Origin of the sequence: Microcoleus sp. w2-18bC1 (assembly GCF_036700365.1) — a bacterium.
GTDB lineage: Bacteria > Cyanobacteriota > Cyanobacteriia > Cyanobacteriales > Microcoleaceae > Microcoleus.
The window spans coordinates 1-19,908 of the sequence record NZ_JAUBOS010000012.1; the positions used below are offsets into that span (position 1 = coordinate 1).

18 protein-coding genes are annotated in these 19,908 nt (G+C 47.2%); 6 read left to right on the forward strand and 12 right to left on the reverse strand.

Annotation, left to right across the window (positions count from 1 at the left end; genetic code table 11):
* Window positions 1-177: 177 nt before the first annotated feature.
* From mdh to QT979_RS09895, 4 genes are all read right to left on the reverse strand, one after another.
* On the reverse strand, window positions 178-1,131 hold the full coding sequence (mdh, locus tag QT979_RS09880) for a malate dehydrogenase (protein WP_333309510.1): 954 nt from the start codon (window positions 1,129-1,131) through the stop codon (window positions 178-180).
* 116 nt (window positions 1,132-1,247) lie between these two features.
* A complete protein-coding gene (locus QT979_RS09885; RefSeq protein WP_333083047.1) occupies window positions 1,248-1,463 on the reverse strand; it encodes an NAD(P)H-quinone oxidoreductase subunit O in 216 nt (71 codons plus the stop codon).
* Between the two features lie 188 nt (window positions 1,464-1,651).
* A complete protein-coding gene (locus tag QT979_RS09890) occupies window positions 1,652-2,614 on the reverse strand; it encodes a DNA-formamidopyrimidine glycosylase (protein WP_333309514.1) in 963 nt (320 codons plus the stop codon).
* Window positions 2,615-2,616: 2 nt separating this feature from the next.
* Window positions 2,617-2,991: a photosystem I reaction center subunit IV gene (locus tag QT979_RS09895; RefSeq protein WP_333083044.1), complete on the reverse strand. Its 375-nt coding sequence runs from the start codon at window positions 2,989-2,991 to the stop codon at window positions 2,617-2,619.
* 287 nt (window positions 2,992-3,278) lie between these two features.
* Between QT979_RS09895 and QT979_RS09900 the strand changes: the two genes are divergently transcribed.
* A complete protein-coding gene (locus QT979_RS09900; RefSeq protein WP_333309517.1) occupies window positions 3,279-4,058 on the forward strand; it encodes a dihydrofolate reductase family protein in 780 nt (259 codons plus the stop codon).
* 199 nt (window positions 4,059-4,257) lie between these two features.
* Window positions 4,258-5,454 (forward strand): GNAT family N-acetyltransferase, encoded by a 1,197-nt coding sequence (locus QT979_RS09905; protein ID WP_333309520.1) that lies wholly within the window; start codon window positions 4,258-4,260, stop codon window positions 5,452-5,454.
* Window positions 5,455-5,792: 338 nt separating this feature from the next.
* On the opposite strand, the gene QT979_RS09910 is transcribed toward QT979_RS09905, so the two are convergent.
* Both QT979_RS09910 and QT979_RS09915 read right to left on the reverse strand, forming a co-directional pair.
* Window positions 5,793-6,359 (reverse strand): hypothetical protein, encoded by a 567-nt coding sequence (locus QT979_RS09910; protein ID WP_333309522.1) that lies wholly within the window; start codon window positions 6,357-6,359, stop codon window positions 5,793-5,795.
* Between the two features lie 190 nt (window positions 6,360-6,549).
* On the reverse strand, window positions 6,550-7,914 hold the full coding sequence (locus tag QT979_RS09915; protein ID WP_333309525.1) for an ATP-binding protein: 1,365 nt from the start codon (window positions 7,912-7,914) through the stop codon (window positions 6,550-6,552).
* Window positions 7,915-8,162: 248 nt separating this feature from the next.
* Between QT979_RS09915 and QT979_RS09920 the strand changes: the two genes are divergently transcribed.
* From QT979_RS09920 to ftsH4, 3 genes are all read left to right on the forward strand, one after another.
* Window positions 8,163-9,008, forward strand: a complete 846-nt coding sequence (locus QT979_RS09920; protein WP_333309527.1) for a M48 family metallopeptidase — start codon at window positions 8,163-8,165, stop codon at window positions 9,006-9,008.
* A gap of 79 nt (window positions 9,009-9,087) precedes the next feature.
* Window positions 9,088-9,594, forward strand: coding sequence for a TspO/MBR family protein (locus tag QT979_RS09925; RefSeq protein WP_445242619.1), 507 nt, complete (start codon window positions 9,088-9,090; stop codon window positions 9,592-9,594).
* Window positions 9,595-9,820: 226 nt separating this feature from the next.
* Window positions 9,821-11,695: an ATP-dependent zinc metalloprotease FtsH4 gene (gene ftsH4 / locus QT979_RS09930; RefSeq protein WP_333309530.1), complete on the forward strand. Its 1,875-nt coding sequence runs from the start codon at window positions 9,821-9,823 to the stop codon at window positions 11,693-11,695.
* 135 nt (window positions 11,696-11,830) lie between these two features.
* Here ftsH4 and QT979_RS09935 read toward each other — a convergent pair whose 3' ends face one another.
* From QT979_RS09935 to hemE, 5 genes are all read right to left on the reverse strand, one after another.
* Entirely contained in the window at window positions 11,831-11,986 is a 156-nt protein-coding gene (locus tag QT979_RS09935) for a hypothetical protein (protein ID WP_333309533.1), read from the reverse strand.
* A gap of 242 nt (window positions 11,987-12,228) precedes the next feature.
* Window positions 12,229-13,125: a M48 family metalloprotease gene (locus QT979_RS09940; protein WP_333216366.1), complete on the reverse strand. Its 897-nt coding sequence runs from the start codon at window positions 13,123-13,125 to the stop codon at window positions 12,229-12,231.
* A gap of 304 nt (window positions 13,126-13,429) precedes the next feature.
* The gene (locus QT979_RS09945; RefSeq protein WP_333216490.1) at window positions 13,430-15,022 is read right to left on the reverse strand and encodes a B12-binding domain-containing radical SAM protein; all 1,593 of its coding nucleotides are present in this window, start codon (window positions 15,020-15,022) and stop codon (window positions 13,430-13,432) included.
* 430 nt (window positions 15,023-15,452) lie between these two features.
* On the reverse strand, window positions 15,453-16,418 hold the full coding sequence (locus QT979_RS09950) for an NAD(P)-dependent oxidoreductase (protein WP_333216492.1): 966 nt from the start codon (window positions 16,416-16,418) through the stop codon (window positions 15,453-15,455).
* 623 nt (window positions 16,419-17,041) lie between these two features.
* Window positions 17,042-18,106, reverse strand: coding sequence for a uroporphyrinogen decarboxylase (hemE, locus tag QT979_RS09955; protein ID WP_333185260.1), 1,065 nt, complete (start codon window positions 18,104-18,106; stop codon window positions 17,042-17,044).
* A gap of 317 nt (window positions 18,107-18,423) precedes the next feature.
* On the opposite strand from hemE, the gene QT979_RS09960 reads away from it, so the two are divergent.
* A complete protein-coding gene (locus tag QT979_RS09960) occupies window positions 18,424-18,927 on the forward strand; it encodes a YetF domain-containing protein (RefSeq protein ID WP_333216494.1) in 504 nt (167 codons plus the stop codon).
* Window positions 18,928-19,038: 111 nt separating this feature from the next.
* On the opposite strand, the gene QT979_RS09965 is transcribed toward QT979_RS09960, so the two are convergent.
* Entirely contained in the window at window positions 19,039-19,821 is a 783-nt protein-coding gene (locus QT979_RS09965) for a hypothetical protein (RefSeq protein WP_333216495.1), read from the reverse strand.
* Window positions 19,822-19,908 lie beyond the last annotated feature (87 nt).

Sequence of the window (19,908 nt, forward strand, 5' to 3'; positions counted from 1 at the left end):
TGTTTTGGTAAAAATTGTAATCTCACACTTTTTTCATTATAACCGATAACTAATCAACTTATTTATTTTTCATTCCTTAAGCTGTTGTGCATTTCAATAGGGTGTGAGAATTTGGTGAAAAGGAACAGGAAACGGGAAACGGGGAACAGACAATATGTAATTTAAATACTCGACAGCTTAAGAAGCAGTTTTCAGTATTGCCTTCGCTTCCTCAATATTTTGGGCAACCAATTTGCCCGACTCGATAAAGGATGCTCTTTCAGTATCGCTGAGTTCGAGTTCCACTAATTGTTCGACTCCCTGAGTTCCCAAGCGGCAGGGCACTCCTAAAAAGATATCTTGCACACCGTATTCGCCGTGCAAATAAACGCAGCAAGGCAAGAGTCGCGACTGATTAAATAAGATAGATTCTACCATCAAACAGACAGAAGATGCGGGTGCAAAATAAGCACTACCAGTTTTCATCAATTCTACAATTTCTGCGCCGCCGTGGCGAGTCCGCTGTACGAGTCGATCGATCGCCCCAGCATCCATAAGTTGATTGATCGGAATACCGTTGACAGTGGAATAGCGGGGTAAAGGAACCATCAAATCGCCATGAGAACCGATGACAGTTGCATTGACTTGAGCATTTGAAACGCCCAATTCCATGGCAATAAAAGTTTGAAAGCGGGCGGAGTCGAGAACTCCCCCCATCCCCATGACTCGGTGTTTGGGAACATCCGCTGCTTCCCAAGCTAAATAAGTCATGATATCTAGGGGATTTGTGACTGTGATTAAGATTGCTTCGGGAGAATGCTCGATCGTCTGTTTTGTGGCTTCAGTGACAATTCGAGCATTGATTTTTATTAAATCTTCCCGATTAATACCGGGTTTGCGGGGCACTCCGGCGGCAATTACTATGATATTTGAGTTTGCCGTATCAGTATAATCATTAGTACCGACAATTTGGCGATCGTGGCGTTCCACTCCCCTAGCTTCCATCAAATCCAAAGCAACGCCCTGCGGCCAACCCTCCACAATATCTAGCAATACTACATCTGCCAGATTTTTCTCAGCAATTCGCTGGGCTAACGTACTGCCGACTTTGCCTGCACCAATAATTGATACGCGGTTTGATGGAGAATTCATTGGGTTTTAGATTTTAAATTTTAGATTTTAGATTTTAGCAATCAACTTAATTGGGGAAAGGTGCGCGGTGTGCACCCTTCGCTACATTAAGAACAGTGATGTTTAGTTTTGGTGACTTACTGAAAATCTTCGAGTTGGTCTACCCGCAGCCAAATATTCGGGGTGGGAACTTTGCCAAATTTGACGAAGGCATAGTCGCCGCGAACATCCATCACTTCGCCCTTTGTTTCAAATATATAGGAGGAAAAGCGCTGGTCGCTGGCTTGGGCTTCTAGACTGTTTTCCAATTTTTCGCGTACAGCGCGAACTATACTGCCTTTCTTGATTGCCATAACTTGCTTTGTTTAGTTTAAAAAACTATACAAATTTTAATCTAGATTTGGCTGGAAAGTCACTCGGCGATTGAAATCGCTACTAAACAAACGAAGTCCACTCCAAGCTGACTAAGGAATAAAGGAGTGCGATTCGTGGAGTACATCTAAAATCTAAAATCTAAAGCCTAAAATCCATTGACTGCTTCCTAGGTCTGACAAATGGGGCAAAAATGAGTCGATCGCCCTGCTAATTTTATACGTTCGATGGTTGCCGAGCAAGTGCGGCAGGGTTGACCGGCGCGATTGTAGACCCAAGCGACGCCGCCGTAGTTGCCGTTCACACCTTGGACGTTGAGAAAATTGCTAAAAGTGGTGCCACCGGATGCGATCGCCTTCTGTAAAACTTGAATAATAGCTGTATGGATGCGCCCAATTTGCTCGGCGGTCAAATCCGCGCACAGAGTTGTGGGCATCACTCCCGACAAGAACAAAGTTTCGTCTGCGTAAATATTGCCCAAACCAGCTATCAGTGCCTGGTCTAGCAAAGCTGTTTTGATGGGTCGCGCCCGCCTGTGCAGCTTGCGGGCCAAATATTCTGTTGTAAATTCCTCTGAGAACGGTTCGGGGCCTAAGAGTTTCAGACCGATGACAGTGCTCGAAACCTCGGTTTCTGCGGGCACGTACCACATTTGCCCGAAGGTCCGCTGGTCTACAAACCGCAGTTCTTGGTTTCCTTCAAAAAACAGCCGCACTCGCGCGTGTTTTTGCAGGGGTTCGGATCTGTTCACCCACAGCAGTTGTCCCGTCATCCGCAGGTGAACGCCCAACCAGCCGGCTTTTGAAGGCAAAAGGGAGGGGGAGAAAGAAGGCGTTCGGGAAGAGTTTGGAGTTTGGGCAAGAAATTCTCCGACTCTCCCCCTCTCCCCCTCTCCCTCTCTCCCCCTTTCCCTTTCTCCTTCTGGGAATTGAGATAGTTCTGCCAGTAGATATTTGCCGCGTCTGTACCAGCGGGCGATCGACTTTCCTTTGAGTTTCGTCAAAAAATCGGTCGCAGAGATTGAGCGGGCGATCGTGCTGTTTAACAACACGTCGCCGCCCAACATTTCTTGATCGAGGGTTGCTTGATTCAAACCTCGGCAAATAGTTTCAACTTCTGGCAGTTCTGGCACAATTAGCGTTGTTCTGTTCCTTGATTTGGCGAACCTTCGACGCTGCCCGGAACTTCGGCACCGGGTTTGCTGTCGGTTGAAGTTTTCGGCTGCTGGGGGGCTCCTCCGCTGCCGGTTTTCCGGGTTTTTTCCTCGATCGTGGTTTGCTTGCCGCCTGGAGCTGCGGTTGATTTTGCTTTCGCTTTGGGGGCTGCTACTTCCACTAATTCGCTTTGGGCGAAGTTGTTGGTGTTGACGCCGGCATAATTTACTTTGTCAAAGCGAACGATAACTGGGTATTTAATGCCGCTTTGGTCTACCGTAGCAACGGTGCCCACTTCTTGATACCAGTAGGATTCTTTGCGGAGAATCCGAACTGTAGAACCGCGTTGAACCATGAGCTTTGTTTCCTTTGCGATGAATAAACGGATAAAGCCATTTTTTTTACTCTAGTCGATCGCGCGACGCATTTGAAGTCTGCAAGGAAATTTTTACCTGTCGCGCCGTTTTTTGATCTGCTGTTTGTAAAGAAAAGTAAATACTTTGCTAGGGCGATCGCTGGGGTTGCAAAATAAATAAACAGACATTATCCGTCAAATAAAACCCGTGGGAGCGAGTTGAAAACAAACTTTACAAATAGTTGTGAATTGCTACAGTTAAATGTTCTGGGAAATTCTGATAAGTCATGACTGAACTTCACGCCACAGTAATACTCGCGATTAGTGCGGACGGTAAAATTGCAGATGTAGTGCGATCGCCCGCGAGATTTGGTTCTGCCAATGACAAAGCCCACCTCGAACAGCAAGTAGCAGAAAGTGACGCGGTTTTGTTCGGCAACGGCACGTTACAGGCTTATGGGACGACGATGAGAGTGATTTCGCCGGAATTGGTCAAACAGAGGGAACTCCAAGGTAAGCCCCCACAACCGGTGCAAATTGTATGTTCGCGATCGTCCCAATTTGACCCAAACTTGCGATTTTTCCAGCAACCGGTGCCTCGGTGGCTGCTGACGGGGCCTGACAGCAGGGAAACGGCATTGCCGTCTCCTCTCAAGAACGGGCAAGATGCCTGTTGCACAAGAGATGAACTTGCTTGTGGAACAGGCATCTTGCCTGTTGATAAAAGGCTTATGGAGAATGGTGCAACATCTCAATTCGATCGAATTATCTATGCAAAAACCGTAGGTGGAGAGATTGATTGGATTGATGCGTTTCAACAGCTAGAAACTATCGGTATCAAACGTTTGGCGATTCTGGGCGGGGGGAAACTGGTAGCCTCTGTGCTAGCTGCAGGCTTGGTAGACGAACTTTGGCTGACGGTGTGCCCGTTAATTTTGGGCGGGGCGGATGCACCGACGGCTGTTGAGGGAGAGGGTTTTTTGGCCGATTTAGCGCCGAAATTGGAGCTTTTGGCGGTTAAACAGGTGGGACAAGAGGTATTTTTGCATTATCGGGTCGATCGATAGTCCCGGATTAACTGGTTTAACTGGTTCCCCGGCTCTGCTTGGGAACCCATGTAAGCGAGGCTCTGCCTCGCCAGCCCAAGGAAAATCGAGGCAGAGCCTCTGGATCTGCGTTACCAGGCTCTGCCTGGTAACAAGTGTCGAAGAAGGGAAATTATATTAACTTAAATGAAGTTCGATCGCTCTACGCTCAAATCTCCCTATGCTGAAACAGCCAAAACCTGAATATTCTGTAGCCTGGATTAGCAAAATAAGCGAAATCCCGCAAGCGTCGTGGGATGCCTTGGCGATGCCACTAAAAACTCTATTTCTGGAATGGGATTGGCTTAACAATCTCGAAGTATCGGGCAGTGCGACAGCTAAAACCGGTTGGCTACCGCATCACTTAACAGTCTGGCGAGACAAACAGTTGATTGCTTGCGCGCCACTGTATGTCAAAAGCCACAGCTACGGCGAATTTGTGTTCGACAATCAGTGGGCCGATTTAGCTCAACGTTTGGGTGTTCAATATTACCCCAAATTGATGGGAATGACGCCGTTTACTCCGGCTGAAGGCTATCGGTTTTTGATTGCCGAGGGAGAAGATGAAGACGAGTTAACTGGAGTAATGGTAAGCGCGATCGACCATTTTTGCGATCGGCACAATATCTCCGGTTGCAATTTCCTTTACGTCGATCCAGAATGGCGCGAAAGAATGGAACGCCACGGTTTCAGCAGTTGGCTGCACCACAGCTATATTTGGCAAAATCAAGGCTATCAAAATTTTGACAATTATTTAGGCGCATTTAATGCCAACCAGCGTCGCAATATCAAACGCGAACGCAAAGCAGTTGACCAAGCTGGTTTGTTGATAAAAACGCTGACGGGCGATGAAATTCCCCAAGCCATGTTTGCTCAAATGTATGCTTTTTATGAGAATACTTGCGACAAATTTGGTTGGTGGGGAAGCAAGTATTTGACTAAGCGATTTTTTGAACAGTTGCACCACAATTATCGCGATCGAGTTTTATTTGTAGCCGCCTACGACAAGGAAGATGACAGACAGCCGATGGGTATGTCTTTTTGTTTGTATAAGGGCGATCGACTGTACGGGCGTTATTGGGGCAGTTTACAGGAAATAGACTGCTTGCACTTCGATGCTTGTTACTATACGCCGATCGAATGGGCGATCGATCGGGGCATCCAAAGCTTCGATCCCGGTGCCGGCGGGCGGCACAAAAAACGGCGTGGCTTTCCAGCTACGCCAAATTATAGTTTGCACCGATTTTATAATAACCGTCTGGCCCAAATTCTCAAGTCTTATATCGGTCAAATCAACGAAAGAGAACAGGAAGAAATTGATGCAATCAACGAGGATTTACCTTTTACTAAGTTACCTCCTTTGTTACTCGGCGATTGACGGTTAACTGGGAATTTGGAATTGGAAATTGGGAATTAGTAACAGCCCATCGGTGTCAACCTAATACTAAAACCCTGTGTATATCTCGTTTGTATCGAAGTTTTGATCCCCCTAAATCCCCCTTGAGAAGGGGGACTTTGAATGCTCTTTCCCCTTTATTAATGGGAGTTAGAGGGGGCGTAAGAATATTCTTTCCCCCCCCTTATTAAGAGGGGTTAGGGGGACTCGAAACTCAACTATAAACGATATTTATTATGGATTTTAGTCTTAAGTTGACATGAATGGTAACAGTCAACAGTCAACAGTTAACAGTTAACAGTCAACAGTCAACAGTTAAACTAATTCAAAATTACCTTGCCATCTTCCTGAATTTGCAGCGATTTTGTATCAGCGTCCAACTCAGTTGTCGCGCCGAAACTGACTTGCAACATTCCCGGCATCGCGGTTGCTTGGGGGCGAACCAGCAGCAATCCTCCGTCTGGGCGCTGGTAAGTGAGGGTGATCGGCACTGGGATGCTTTTAAGCAAAATTTCCGATTGTTCGCCCAGAGTGCGCGGCTGAGTGACGCCTACGATTTGATAATTGATGACAGCATTGGTGGTATTCACCAGTTTAATTACTATCATGCCTTCGCCAGGCGTAACTCGCGCACTGGGCATGGGGAAGCGGGCAGGCGCTTCTGTTGGTGTAGAGGGCATCTCGCTGGGGCCCGGACTCGCAGCCGGAGTTGGTTCGCTGACGGGTTCTTCAGTGGCTGCGGGAGTCTCTGCGGGTTGGGAAACGGGTTTTCCTTGTTGGGGCGGGGGGCCGCCGGCTTGGGAAAGTGTTGCGAGACTAACGAGTAAACCTCCGCAGGTGGCTGCTAGCAAGCTGATTTTTTTAAACGGTAGATTGTGGCGAAACATAAATAACTCCTCACAAGTTCGATCGAGGTTTTCCAACAACGTTTATGTTAATCTATGGCGTAAATGAATTTTAATAGCTGGGTTTGGGCGCGAGGTAGGAAGAATAAGGGTTTGAGGGGTAGATTTTTTTTAAACCGCAGAGGGCGCAGAGGGCGCAGAGGAAGAGAGGAAGAGAGGAAGAAGGGAAGTTTTAAAGGCGGAATTGTTCTGATTTGTGGGCGGGGAGGGTGACGGTAACGGCTGTACCTCGATCGACTTGGCTGTCTATGCGGATTTGGCCACGGTGATTTTCGACAATTGCTTTGGCGATGGCTAATCCTAAACCGGAACCGGCGGCGCTGCGGTGGGTGCGGGCGGGATCTGCGCGGTAGAATCGATCGAATAAATGCGGCAGGGCTTCTGTGGAAATTCCGATGCCGGTGTCTGTTACTTTTATTTGCAGCGCTGGATTTAACATCGGCGAATTTCTTTTGTTTTTAGCTGCCACATCCAATTCTACTTGAATTTGACCTCCAGAGGGCGTGTACTGCACGGCGTTGCTGACGATATTGGTAAAAAGTCGGGCTAGTTGATCCCAGTCTCCCAACAGTGTAAAGTTGTCGTCACCGTTGGGCAGATCGACAATTTCCAAAGAAAGAGAGAGATTTTGGGTGGTGGCGATCGCCTGTTGTTCTTCAATTACCTCCATCAGCAAAGCATCGAGAGGAACCTCAATCCACTGCTGCTGCACGATGCCGCTATCTTGTCTGGCTAAAAATAACAAATCGTCAACCAAGCGCCCCAAGCGGCGGGTGAGGCGTTCGATAACTTGTAGCTGTTGATGTTGCTGCGGTTCGATATCCGCTTCCGCCAAAGCTACTTGGACGTTAGTTTGAATAGTGGCGATCGGATTTCTGAGTTCGTGAGAAGCATCAGCAGTAAACTGTTTGAGACGCCCGTAAGACTCCCGCACAGGTTTCATAGCCAATCCCGACAGCAGCCAGCCAATAGCTGCAACGCAAATTAGAGTTAAACTCGCGCCCAAAATCAAATCAAGAATTAATTGGCGGATGGGTTTTGTCACTTCAAACCAAGGATGGCTGACTCGCAAATATCCCAGAACTTGGCGGCCGATTTGTACTCGCTGCGTTACTTGTCTGAGGGAATAGTTTTGATCTGACTGCAACTTATTATTAATAATCCAAACTGTTTCGCCAGTGCGGTTAGCGTGAATGGGAATATTCAGTGGTTCCGATAAAGTAGACCACAGCAATTCGCCCGTAGGACTGAACCATTCTAAATCAATGTGGTCATCTTCTACTGCATCGGTGCTATCTCGAAAACTGGCTTGAATATTAACTTGCAATTTATTTTTATCTGTGGTACTAGGGAATTTTAGCGGTTCGATAACCAGAGTTCGCTCTATTACTTCGACAACGTGATGGAGGGTGTCATCAATGCGATCGATCAAAGTTGTGCGGACGTAGAAATAGAAACCAGTGGCGAATACAAGTAACAATACAGCAGTAACGGCTGTATACCAAATAGCGAGGCGGCGGCGAGTAGCTTGGAACATATTGCGAAGGAAGTTCGGCAACTGATTGTGTAATCTATTCAACAGATTTAACCGATTTAATAACTATAACCTTCTTCTCTTCTTCTCTTCCTTCGTGTCCTAGCGCTTACGCGGTTCGTTTAAAAAAAGCCTTCTTAGCCAATGATCCAAAAAAACTATAACAATATTCCATTATTAATACTTCAGACAGATGTCGAGTTAGCTGTCAGCCTGGTAATCTACTCGCGAAAGTTTTTAGGTAAAAGCCTGTGAATAAATTTTTATTTCGAGCCGCGATCGGGCTATTAATGGCATTTTTTGGGGCAATCACCTATTTTACAAACGACGTACAAAATCCGGTAACAGGAGAGAGACAGCGGGTGCAGCTTTCTCCCCGCCAAGAGATAGTTTTGGGATTGCAGGCGCGAGATAAAATGGCCGCCCAGCACGGGGGGCTTTATCCCAACCAGAGTATTCAACAGTATGTCGATCGAGTAGGAGAACGAGTTGTCAACGGTTCGGCCGCTAAACAAGCGGGTTATCCGTTTGAATTCCACCTGCTGCGAGACGCCGAAACTGTCAATGCTTTTGCTTTACCGGGGGGACAAGTTTTCATTACTGCGGGGCTGCTGCGGCGTCTGAATTCCGAGGCTCAGTTGGCTGCTGTACTGGGGCACGAGGCCGGTCACGTGGTGGGCCGACACGCTGCGGAACACTTGGCCAAACAGCAGTTGGGTAGGGCTTTGGTAACGGCGGTTGGGGTGGCTACTAGCGACGATCGCGGTGGGGGCCAGCAGGCTGCATTAATTGCTCAAGCTGTCAATCAAGTGGTCGGTTTACGGTACGGTAGATCAGATGAACTTGAGAGCGATCAGCTCGGTTTTCGGTTTATGACCGAAGCTGGTTACGATCCTAGAGGTATTGTTGAGGTGATGCAAATTCTCGGTGCCGCTAGGAAGGGCGAAGCGCCACCGGAGTTTTTGAGTTCTCACCCGAATCCTGAAAACCGAGTTCAAAAGTTGCAAGCTTTAATCGCGCAAAATTACCCTAACGGCGTTCCAGCTAATTTGGTGTCTGGACGCGATGAGTTTGCTAAGAATGTGTCGGGCGGTTAACGATAATTGCATCGGGCTTTACAAAAGTTATTACTAAAGGCGGATCTAAGTTCGGCTGGGAGTTGGCACGATCGACTTAATGAGCGATCGAGCAATTGGAAAGTTGAAAACCATGATTGAATCTTGGATGATTATCGGCGGCGTGACTTTCTTAGTCGCCTTCGGTACTCTGTTTTTTAAACTGCGCGATATTAATTGGGCCGTTAAACTTCAAAGACCGAATTGGATGTTTTTTGAGCCTGCTATTCCGTTAATTTGGACGGTGATTTTTGCTTGCGGGGCCGGCAGCGCTACTTTCGTGTGGGAACAGGAACCCGGTAGTCTCAAAACTTGGCTGCTGATGGCTTTGTACTTGATTTTAGAAATTGTCACAGTTGCTTATATTCCTGCTACTCTCAGAGCCAAAAGTCTCAAAGTAGGGACGATTTTGGGAGGGGCTGGCGAGATTTTGGGAGTTGTGCTGACGTTGGCTGTTTTGCCGATTTCTCAAACCGCCGCTTTGTTACTTTTGCCTTACGCGATTTGGGGTGCGATCGGCACTTATACCACTTGGGAAATGATTCAGTTAAACCCGGAAGCTGCATAAATATTCCCTGTTCTTCGGCGCACCCTACATACTAGAAAGCTCTTCTCTTCCTTCGTGTCCTTAGCGTCTTCGCGGTTCGTTAAAAAAAACATTGTTAATAATGGCACAGCGGTGCTAGCGGGTTAACCCACCCGATAAAGTGAGGAAATCCGCTTAACAGTGTGTGGGTATTTGATGAGAAAATAGATGAATAAAACTGCTTTAAATCAAAGGATGACAGTTATCAATGGCCATTAAAGACCAGCCCCAACCACCTCGTTTTCGCCAAATTAGCAATATTTTGTTATTGCTCTCAAGTTTGTTTTTGCTGGCAAACATCTTTTTACCGAATTTGTTCGGCCCTCAAATTCCGCAAGTACCTTACAGCTTGTTCGTCCATCAAGTACAAGAACAAGATGTAGTCCGAGCTTCGGTAGGTCAAAATGAAATTCGCTACCAACTCAAAGGTGAAGGCGACAAACCCGGTCAAGTGCTGTCAACTACGCCGATTTTTGACCTGGAATTACCTAAACTTTTACAAGAAAAAGGCGTTGAATTTGCGGCAACTCCTCCTTCCAAAAATGGCTGGATCGGCAGTGTTTTAAGCTGGGTAGTTCCGCCGCTGATTTTTGTGGCGATTTTTCAATTTTTCATGAACAGGCAGGGTGGCGGGCCACAGGGCGCGCTCTCGCTGGGCAAAAGCAAAGCTAAGGTCTATGTAGAAGGCGAATCGGCGAAAATTACTTTTGCTGATGTGGCTGGAGTAGAAGAGGCTAAAACTGAATTAGTCGAAGTTGTTGAATTCCTGAAAACTCCTGACAGATTTACGGCAATTGGCGCGAGAATCCCGAAAGGCGTGCTGTTAGTCGGGCCTCCAGGAACTGGCAAAACGCTGTTAGCAAAAGCAGTGGCTGGTGAAGCTGGCGTGCCGTTTTTTAGCATCTCCGGTTCGGAGTTTGTGGAACTGTTTGTAGGTGTTGGTTCTGCAAGAGTTAGAGATTTATTTGAGCAGGCTAAGAAACAGGCTCCTTGTATTATTTTCATTGATGAATTGGACGCGATCGGCAAATCTCGTAGCAGTAACGCTAGCTTCGGTGGGAATGATGAACGCGAACAAACTCTCAATCAATTATTAACTGAAATGGACGGTTTTGCGGCGGGCAATACTACGGTAATTGTGCTGGCTGCAACTAACCGCCCGGAAAGCTTGGATGCTGCTTTGTTGCGCCCTGGTCGTTTCGATCGCCAAGTTTTAGTCGATCGCCCCGATTTATCTGGCCGCGAAGAAATTTTGAACATTCACTCTCAAAAAGTGAAGTTGGGCCCGGATATTGACTTGAAGGCCGTCGCCACTCGTACCCCCGGTTTTTCGGGCGCAGATTTGGCAAATTTGGTCAATGAAGCTGCTTTGTTAGCCGCTCGTAACAAGCGACTAACTGTGGCGCAGGAAGACTTTTTTGAGGCGTTTGAGCGCGTTGTAGCTGGTTTGGAAAAGAAAAGCCGGGTGCTCAATGAAAAAGAGAAAAAGATTGTGGCTTACCACGAAGTCGGACACGCGATGGTTGGTGCTGCACTGACCGGCGGCGGCGAAGTGGCCAAAATATCGATCGTCCCGCGCGGTATGGCAGCATTGGGTTACACGTTGCAAGTACCGACAGAAGACCGTTTCTTGTTGGATGAATCGGAATTGCGCGGTCAGATTGCTACACTGCTTGGAGGGCGATCGGCTGAGGAAGTGGTGTTTGGTAGCATTACTACTGGCGCTTCCAACGACTTGCAAAGGGCGACTGATTTAGCTGAACGGATGGTGACAACTTACGGGATGAGTAAGGTTTTGGGGCCTCTAGCTTACGATCGAGGTCAACAAGCAATGTTCCTCAATGACGGTATGGGAAATGCCCGCCGTGCGGTAAGTGCTCAGACTGCTGAGGCGATCGACCAAGAAGTGAAGGAAATTGTCGAAACTGCACATCAGCAAGCTTTGGATATTCTGAAAGCCAATCGGGAATTGTTGGAAACAATTACGCAGAAACTGTTGGAAACTGAGGTGGTGGAAGGTGATGCACTTCGCGAATTCCTCCGTCAAGTGCGGCCTTTAGATAAGGTTGCGGCTTCAGTTTAATAGGGTTTAATTAAACAGCCGATGAACGCAGATGATTCCAAATCATCTGCGTTTTACAATATGTCTTAAATCCTAAACTTTCAAGCATAAGCCTTCGCACCAGGTGTCCCGTAGCATTCCTTTTGTAGTGAGATCTTAATCTTTTGTGCTTTGATGACACCCCTTTTCTAATTCTCGCCTTAACTTATTCGTAATAGCTGAAAGTAATTGAATTTGCGGTGCTTGGCGTTGCCGCTTGGTGTTATCCAACAGCAGGCGGGTTACTGTTTCTGTTTCAAGCTTTGCTTTCAAATCCTGATAGCCTTGCAGAAAGATGAGCCGACTGAAACAGACAAGAGCCAAGCGAAAAACCCGCGTTTGTGCGATCGCCAGTAATCGTATGAAGGGAGAGCAATTACAGGGCGCTCTCCCTGATACTCAAATTTCTTCTTATTCGTTTTTCCATCGTACCACAGCGAGCATTACAAACAAACAGAAACCCGGCTGCTTCAAACAACCGGGTTTCTAAATATTGCTGCTGCATTTTCGATAGATCAAATTCCGGGCACGTAGGCCATAACTGGAGTACCTTGCTGCTGCTGCGCGATTTCCAAAAGGCGTTGAATGCGATCCTCTGTCGGCGGGTGAGTGCGGAAAAGTGACTGCAAACCTTTAGTCGAAAAAGGATTCACAATCAGCAGGGGCGACATCGCAGGATTGCCGTGCATCGGAATTTCATGACCCATTTTCTCTAATTTTTGCAAGGCGTTGGCTAAACCGATGGGATTATTGGTAATTTCTACCGCACCGCTATCGGCTGCAAATTCCCTGGTTCGAGAAATCGCCAATTGAATTACGGTTGCTGATAGCGGTGCTAAAATGATTAAAAACAGCAAACCAAACGGATTCGCGCCTTGTCTGCTATCCCGCGTTACCGGGCCGTAAAGCGCTCCAAAAGTCAGAATTCGCCCGACAAATGTAATCGCACCGGCAATTGTCCCTGCAACTGCTTGAGTGAGGGTGTCGCGGTTGCGGATGTGCGTGAGTTCGTGCGCTAAAACGCCTTCCAATTCTTCGCGGGAAAGTAGAGTTATGATTCCTTGAGTAACTGCTATTGTCGCGTGTTCTGGGTCTCTTCCTGTGGCGAAAGCGTTGGGAGATTGAGTGGGAACTAGAAATATTTTAGGCACCGGAATTTGGGCTTTTTCGCTCAGCGATGCTACTATATCGTAGATTTCGGGAGCTTCGCTGCGGGCGATCGGCTGAGCGCGGTAAGCCATTAACGCTGCCGTGTCGGAATAGTACCAAGAGCTAAAACTTGAGAAGCCGGCTAGCGCTAAACCGATGTAAAGTCCTTGCTCGTTCCCGATTAAATAATAACTTCCTAAAACGAGAAGGCCGCTTAGGAGTCCTAAGAGAGCGGCTGTTCTGAGTTGATTTGTTCCTAACATGGCGGGTTGAGGGCGATCGCTATTTTGATATTTTTGAGCTTGTAATTAGATTTTCATATTTGCGAGCGATCGCGCCTCTATCTGCCGAAATAATTGGTGTCGCCAATAGTAGTATTTCACCTTTTGAGTCAGAAACTGGGAAGGCATCGGGAGGCTCTCTCGCATGCTCTCAAGAGGCGGTAGAGCCGCAGGATATGACATTTCCAGTCAGAACCTGGAAACGAGATTAAAAACAAAATAAACGCAGACAATCTTACATTCATCTGCGTTTGTCTGCGTTTATCTGCGGTTGAATTCTCCAACCCTAAACCGCTTGCACTTCCTTTTCCTCAACAGAAACAGGTTCTTGATATACAGTTTGAGACTCATTAGCCAAAAACTCAGCCAATTGAGCTTCAATTTCATCCCGCACAATCTGGCGGTATTCCAGGAAATGCTCGTTGTGAGCGCACACAGTCAGATAATGATCCCAAACCGCAGGATTGCGCTTGAGAATACTGAACAAATGATGCCAGAACTTCCACCGAGTTTTGCGCTTGACTCCCTGCCGCCAAACCACCGTTAGCAGTGCTCGCAAGTCGATCCAACTGGGAATTCTTGCAGGTATATTTGCTGTGGGTGCACCCAACATTAAGAAATGGCGATAAGTTCGGTCTAAATATTTCTCAGCATCGTACACTTCGCAGAAAGCCTCGACATATTCGCGGGCAATATCTTCGAGAGGCCGCGTCGGGATAAAGTTCATCAAGGTAGTCTGGTTGAGGTTGCCAGATTTGTCGCGCAACCGCCCTTCTTTTGCTAGTCTGTGGGACAATGCAGTGTGCGGCAAAGCTTGCAGCATTCCAAACGTTGTACTCGGAATAGCTGCTGCTTCGGCAAACTGGACAATCCGCTGACCGGCACCGGGTTTTTCGCCGTCGAATCCGATGATGAATCCGGCCATTACTCGCAAACCAGTTTTCGCAATTAACTCTACTGATTCGATCAGGGAATTGCGGGTATTTTGGAATTTCTTGGTCATTTGCAGGCTTTCTTCATCAGGGGTTTCAATCCCTAAAAACACTGCATTGAAATTGCAAGCTACCATCATCTCCATCAATTCTTGGTCTTGGGCTAAGTCGATGGATGCTTCTGTGTTGAAAGTAAAGGGGAATTTGTGTTCTTCTTGCCAGACTTTTAAGTCTTTTAGCAACAGTTTGACGCTGCGTTTGTTGCCGATAAAGTTGTCGTCTACCATGAACACGCCGCGCCGCCAGCCCAAGTTGTAGAGATAGTCTAATTCTGCTATCAATTGTTGGGGGTTTTTGGTGCGAGGTTTGCGGCCGTAGAGGACGATGATATCGCAGAATTCGCACTGGAAAGGACAGCCGCGCGAAAATTGAATCGACATCGAGTCGTAGGCGTCTAATTCCAGCAAGTCGAAGCGGGGAACGGGGGTTGTGGTAACATCGGGTTTTACGCCGTCCGATCGATAAATTCCGCTTTTTTCGCCACGCCCGATTGCTTCGACGAACATCGGCAAGGTGATTTCGCCTTCGTCGAGAATCAGGTAATCTATGCCCGCTGCTTGAGGTTCTTCGGGTACAGAGGTGGGGTAGGGGCCGCCGCAAGCTACGGATTTACCGCGCCGTTTTGCTTCGCGAATGATGTCTAGCAAATCTTCTTTTTGGACAATCATTGCGGAGAGAATAACGAGCTCTGCCCATTCCCATTCTGCTTCGGTGATTTGTCTGATGTTGCGATCGACTAACTTAAATTCCCATTCTTGGGGTAAAATAGCTGCTACTGTTACCAAACCCAGCGGTGGCAGCAGCACTTTACGATCAACTAATTCTAGGATTTTCTCGTAAGACCAAAATGTTTTCGGAAACAGCGGGTAAACTAGAAGAACTCGCATTATATGTTAAACCTCACATCAGTAAACAACTTGCGATCGGGCTGGCGGGGCGTGAGAGTTCGATCGACTCTCAAGACTTCATGTTAAGGCTAAAATTACGATCTTGCACTCGATCGAATATCTGGCGAGGGGTGACACCCCCTAAAACCCACAAATTGAGCGCAATTTTTAGCTTGCAGTTCCCTGTTAAAGTTTGCAAATGCTGATATCTTATCGTATTTGACCGTTAATTGACGATAATCGCATTTAAAAAGCATGGAATTAAGGAAAAAAAACTGGAAACAGTAAATTACTGCTTTGGTGCGCCATAAGAACCCTACATTAGTTGTTTAATGCACATTTCCTCTTCCTTTTTCCTCAACATTCATCCGTTAAATCCTTTAAATCCGTTACATCCGTTATAAAATCCGCTGCCGAACTTCCTTATCCCCTAATTTGAATCTTTGCCGGGAATCCCGCTAGTTCTTAACATATCGGCAACTGTGCCGCAGTAACTCGGCATTCCTATGCTTTCGGGATTCACAAGATTTTGATAGGTAAAATGGCGGTAGCTGATGCAAAATCTATCCCAAGCAGCCACTTGAATTCGGAACAGCCAAATAAAGAAATCGGCCAGCCAAGGTGACAGAGTAATCCGAAAGAATATGTTTTTATTCAAATACTGGCAAGCTTGTTCTACCACTTCGTTAGCTGTAATCGGGGGATTTCCTAGCACAAAATGTCGCGTTTCCTCGGAAGCAGGCGGATGTTGAACTAAATAATTAACTACTTTAGCAATATCTGCGCCGTGGATAAAGTGAAAACTGCCATCTGCCTTAAACCAGCGAATCAAACCAATCCATTTGGCCACAAGGGGCAGGCCAGATGACAAGTGAGAGACTGGTTTTTCGGCGTCTCCTCCCAGTACTAATGTCGGGTAAAGTGCCGTAATGGGAGGCACATTTGTCAAAGCTGACAAATGCACCATGCAGTTGTATTTTGAGCTAATATAATCTGTCCCCAGTTCTCCGGCTTCTTTCAGCAAATTGTTGTCTCGACCGAGAATACTGGCCGTTGAAAAATAAATTACTTGTTGGCAAGTCTGTGGCGAAAGTAGTTGAATTAGCTGGAGAGTTTTCGTTACGTTAACGTCAAACACTTCTTGAGTTCCTCCCCAAGCAGTGGCAGCTAAAATTGCGACATTAATTGTTTGCAAAAGTTCGGCGTGTTGCTCGATATCTCGCATATCGCCTTGTAATATATGGATGCCGGGGCGGGCCTTCCAGTCAAATTTTAATTTTTCTGGGTTGCGAACTAATAAGTAAAGTTCGTGGTTTGTTTCTTGAATCAAAGTTTCGGCCATGTAGTGACCGATACAGCCACTTGCACCCGTCACAAAAATTTTTTTGGTGTTCATTTTGCCGCAGGGGAAGAGGGAGGATTTGACGCTTTTTCGACGCTAGGGAGACGGTATTACCTATTAGTGTCAACTTAAACCTCAAGTCGATGAGGAATATCCCTTTTATTCGAGTCCAGATCCCCCTAAATCCCCCTTAAGAAGGGGAGTAGGGGTTGACTTAGAGTGCTTCATGTCCCCCCCTTATTAAGGGGGGTTAGGGGGGATCTAGACTTTGATACAAACAAGAGAGACGGTTGATTTTACGTTAAGTTGACACCAATGGGCTCTTGGAGTGTCCCTACAAATATTAACTGCAATTAACCGAAATTGATCGGATTCTACAATCTTTTTCCAGGGTAGGGAGAGGGCATTGCCTATTTGTGTCAACTTAAGACTGAAAGCTTGATAACTCTCGCTTTTAACGCAGTCTCGATCCCCCTAAATCCTCCTTAAGAAGGGGGACTTTGAGAAGATTCCTGTCCCCCCCTTAATAAGGGGGGTTAGGGGGGATCTACACTTTGATACCAACAAGAGAGACGGTCGGTTTTACGTTAAGTTGACACCCATGAGTTCTTGGAGTGTCCCTACAAATATCAGGTGCAATTAACCGGATTTGATCGGATTCTACAATCGAAATCAAATTAAGCAGCAACTGCAAGCAACTTGTCGGCTTGTTTTGCGGTTTCAAAGAAGAAACGAACGTTATCTTCGGGAGTTCCCGGTAATACGCCGTGTCCCAAATTGAGGATGTGTCCGCGCGGGCCGGCTTTGCGAATTGTATCAAGAATTCGATCGCGAATAAACGGTTGAGAACCAAACAACACGCCCGGATCGAGATTTCCTTGAACGTTCATATTCGGGCCCAAACGCTTGCGCGCGTCGGCCATATCCACTGTCCAATCGACGCTGATGATATCGGCGCCGGATGTTGTCATGCGTTCGAGGAGGCCCGCACTACCGGTGACTAACAGAATTAGCGGTGTGTCAGGATGGGTTTTTTTGACTTGCTCGAATACTTGTTTCTGGTAAGGTAGAGCGAAGGTGTCGTAGTCCTGCGGGGAGAGTTGGCCGGCCCAGGAGTCGAACATTTGCACTACTTGCGCGCCGCAGTCGATTTGATAGCGCACGTAAACTGCGATCGCATCTGCGAATTTCGACAGCAACTGATGCAGTAAAGTTGGATCGGAAAATGCCATGTTTTTGATGATCGCATAATCCTTAGAACCTTTGCCCTCAACCGCATAGGCCGCCAGCGTCCACGGCGCGCCCACAAAACCGAGCACGGTGGATTTATTGCCGACTTCTTCGCGCAGGGATTTCAGGATTGTTTTGATAAACGGCAAGCTTTCTTCCGGGTTCAGCGGTTGCAGGTTGTCGATTTGCTGCTGAGTGCGGATGGGTGCGTGGATAATCGGGCCTTTGCCTTCGGCGATGTCCATGTCAATACCCAAACCCGGCATGGGGGTGACAATATCGGAAAACAGAATTACGCCGTCGGGTTGAAACGCGCGCCACGGCTGAAGGGAAACTTCGATGGCAACTTCGGGAATTTCGGAACGTTCGCGAAACGAGGGATACTTTTCTCGCAAATCTCGATAAGCCTTCATGTAGCGACCGGCTTGGCGCATCATCCACACGGGCGGGCGGTCTAGGGTTTCGCCGCGGGCTGCCCGCAACAACAAGGGAACTTCATTTAATGCCGACATTTTAACTTTTCTCTACCTTAGATATTTCAATGCCTTTGGTAGCTTACCACTGTGCGATCGTCCTTTTTGACAAAAAATTCATCTGTCGGCGGGGAGGAAGATGAGGAAAGTGGCTGAGTTCGATAGCAACCTTCTGGCACGCTCAAGAAATTCTTAATAGCTGAAACTATTGCTAATAGGAAATTTTCACATCCACCCTTTTGCTACAATGACATTGCAAACTAACAGAATCCGCGACCGCGACCTCAAGCAGACAAAGCATCTAGCACTGGCGCAGCGGCAAAGCGCCCCCAAAATCAGGACGGCGAAATAAAAATATGTTTTTTGACAATTGGGTTGAATTGATTCGGATTTTGACGATCGGCGTTTCCGCTTACGTCGTGCTGATTTTTTTGCTGCTGGCATCGGGCAAGCGAACTCTGTCGAAGTGGAATGCCTTCGATTTCATCGTTACCATCGCGCTTGGTTCGACGTTGGCGACTGTCATCATGTCAAAAGACGTTTCCTTGGTCGAGGGCGTTTTCGGACTCGGCTTACTCATCGGGCTGCAATTCATCGTCACTTGGCTTGCGGTGCGGGTAAAGTGGGTAAAAAATCTCATCAAAGCCGAACCTACTATGCTACTCAACCAAGGCCAATTTCTGCCTGTGGCGATGCGGCAGCAGCGCGTGAGTGAAGAGGAAATTCGGGCGGCGATTCGGGGGACGGGCAGCGCGTCGATCGAAGAAATCGAAGCTGTAGTGCTGGAAACCGACGGCAGTATGAGCGTTGTCAAAAAATCTCCGAACAATTCGCGATCGGCTCTCAAAGATGTAACTTAGTCGATATTTAAATCTGTAGAGACTCATCTTGTATGGTGCGTCGCTGCTCCATTTTCGAGCTTAATAGTAGGTTGTATTGGGCGACGCACCATACGGTTAATTAAATCGAAACTATCTCGTTACGCAAACTCCGCCCACCACTACCCGACATTGATCTGGGCCCGCATCGAATCTACTATCATTCCGCCGCGCCGAGTCTAAATCTCTAGTCCGCGAATTGTAGTAATAATCTCCCGCCGGATACCTTCTATTCGGGACAGCGCAGTAAGTCGAGTCTTGATTTCCATCGTCAAATCTGACTCTCACCATAGAACGTCTCTCGCGACAATCAACAGACCGCAAGCCAAAATCATCTTGCAGAAGCTGTGCTCTGTCATATTGACCGTCATATCGATCGTTATCTCGTCTCGTGTACCAATCGTCCCGCGAATTGCGAGATTGTCTGCCGCCCCCATCAATTCCCGCAACTTCCAGCGTGTAGTTACCGCCCCTGGCAGCATCTTTTGCTAACACTAACAGTTTGTAATCGCCACTACGGGGAATTTGATAATTAAACGAACGGTCTTGCGTAAAAGCGACTTGTTTGTTGTTCCCGTAAAATAGCACCATGACGGGAGTAAAACCGCGACTTCTATCTGTATCTAAAAACACTTCAATGTTGTCGCCTTCCCTCGCGCTAAATGTGTATTCTTGACCACGCAATTCTTCCGTCGGAGAGCCCGGAACCCACATATTCCGGAAACGGTAAATCGGGGAAGTGCGGCGAATTACTCCGTCTATGCGATCGTTATTACCTATCTGTTCGCCAACCGCACTTGAGGAAATTCCGGTAAGTGCCAATCCCGTAACTAGCACAGCGGCAGCAATACTGTTTAACAAGTTGTGTGTTTTCATATCAACCTCTGGAAAAATTTAAAATCTTTTTGCTTTCTTGGCGCCGACATTTGCATACACAATCCATTTTAAATGTAATTTCTGCCA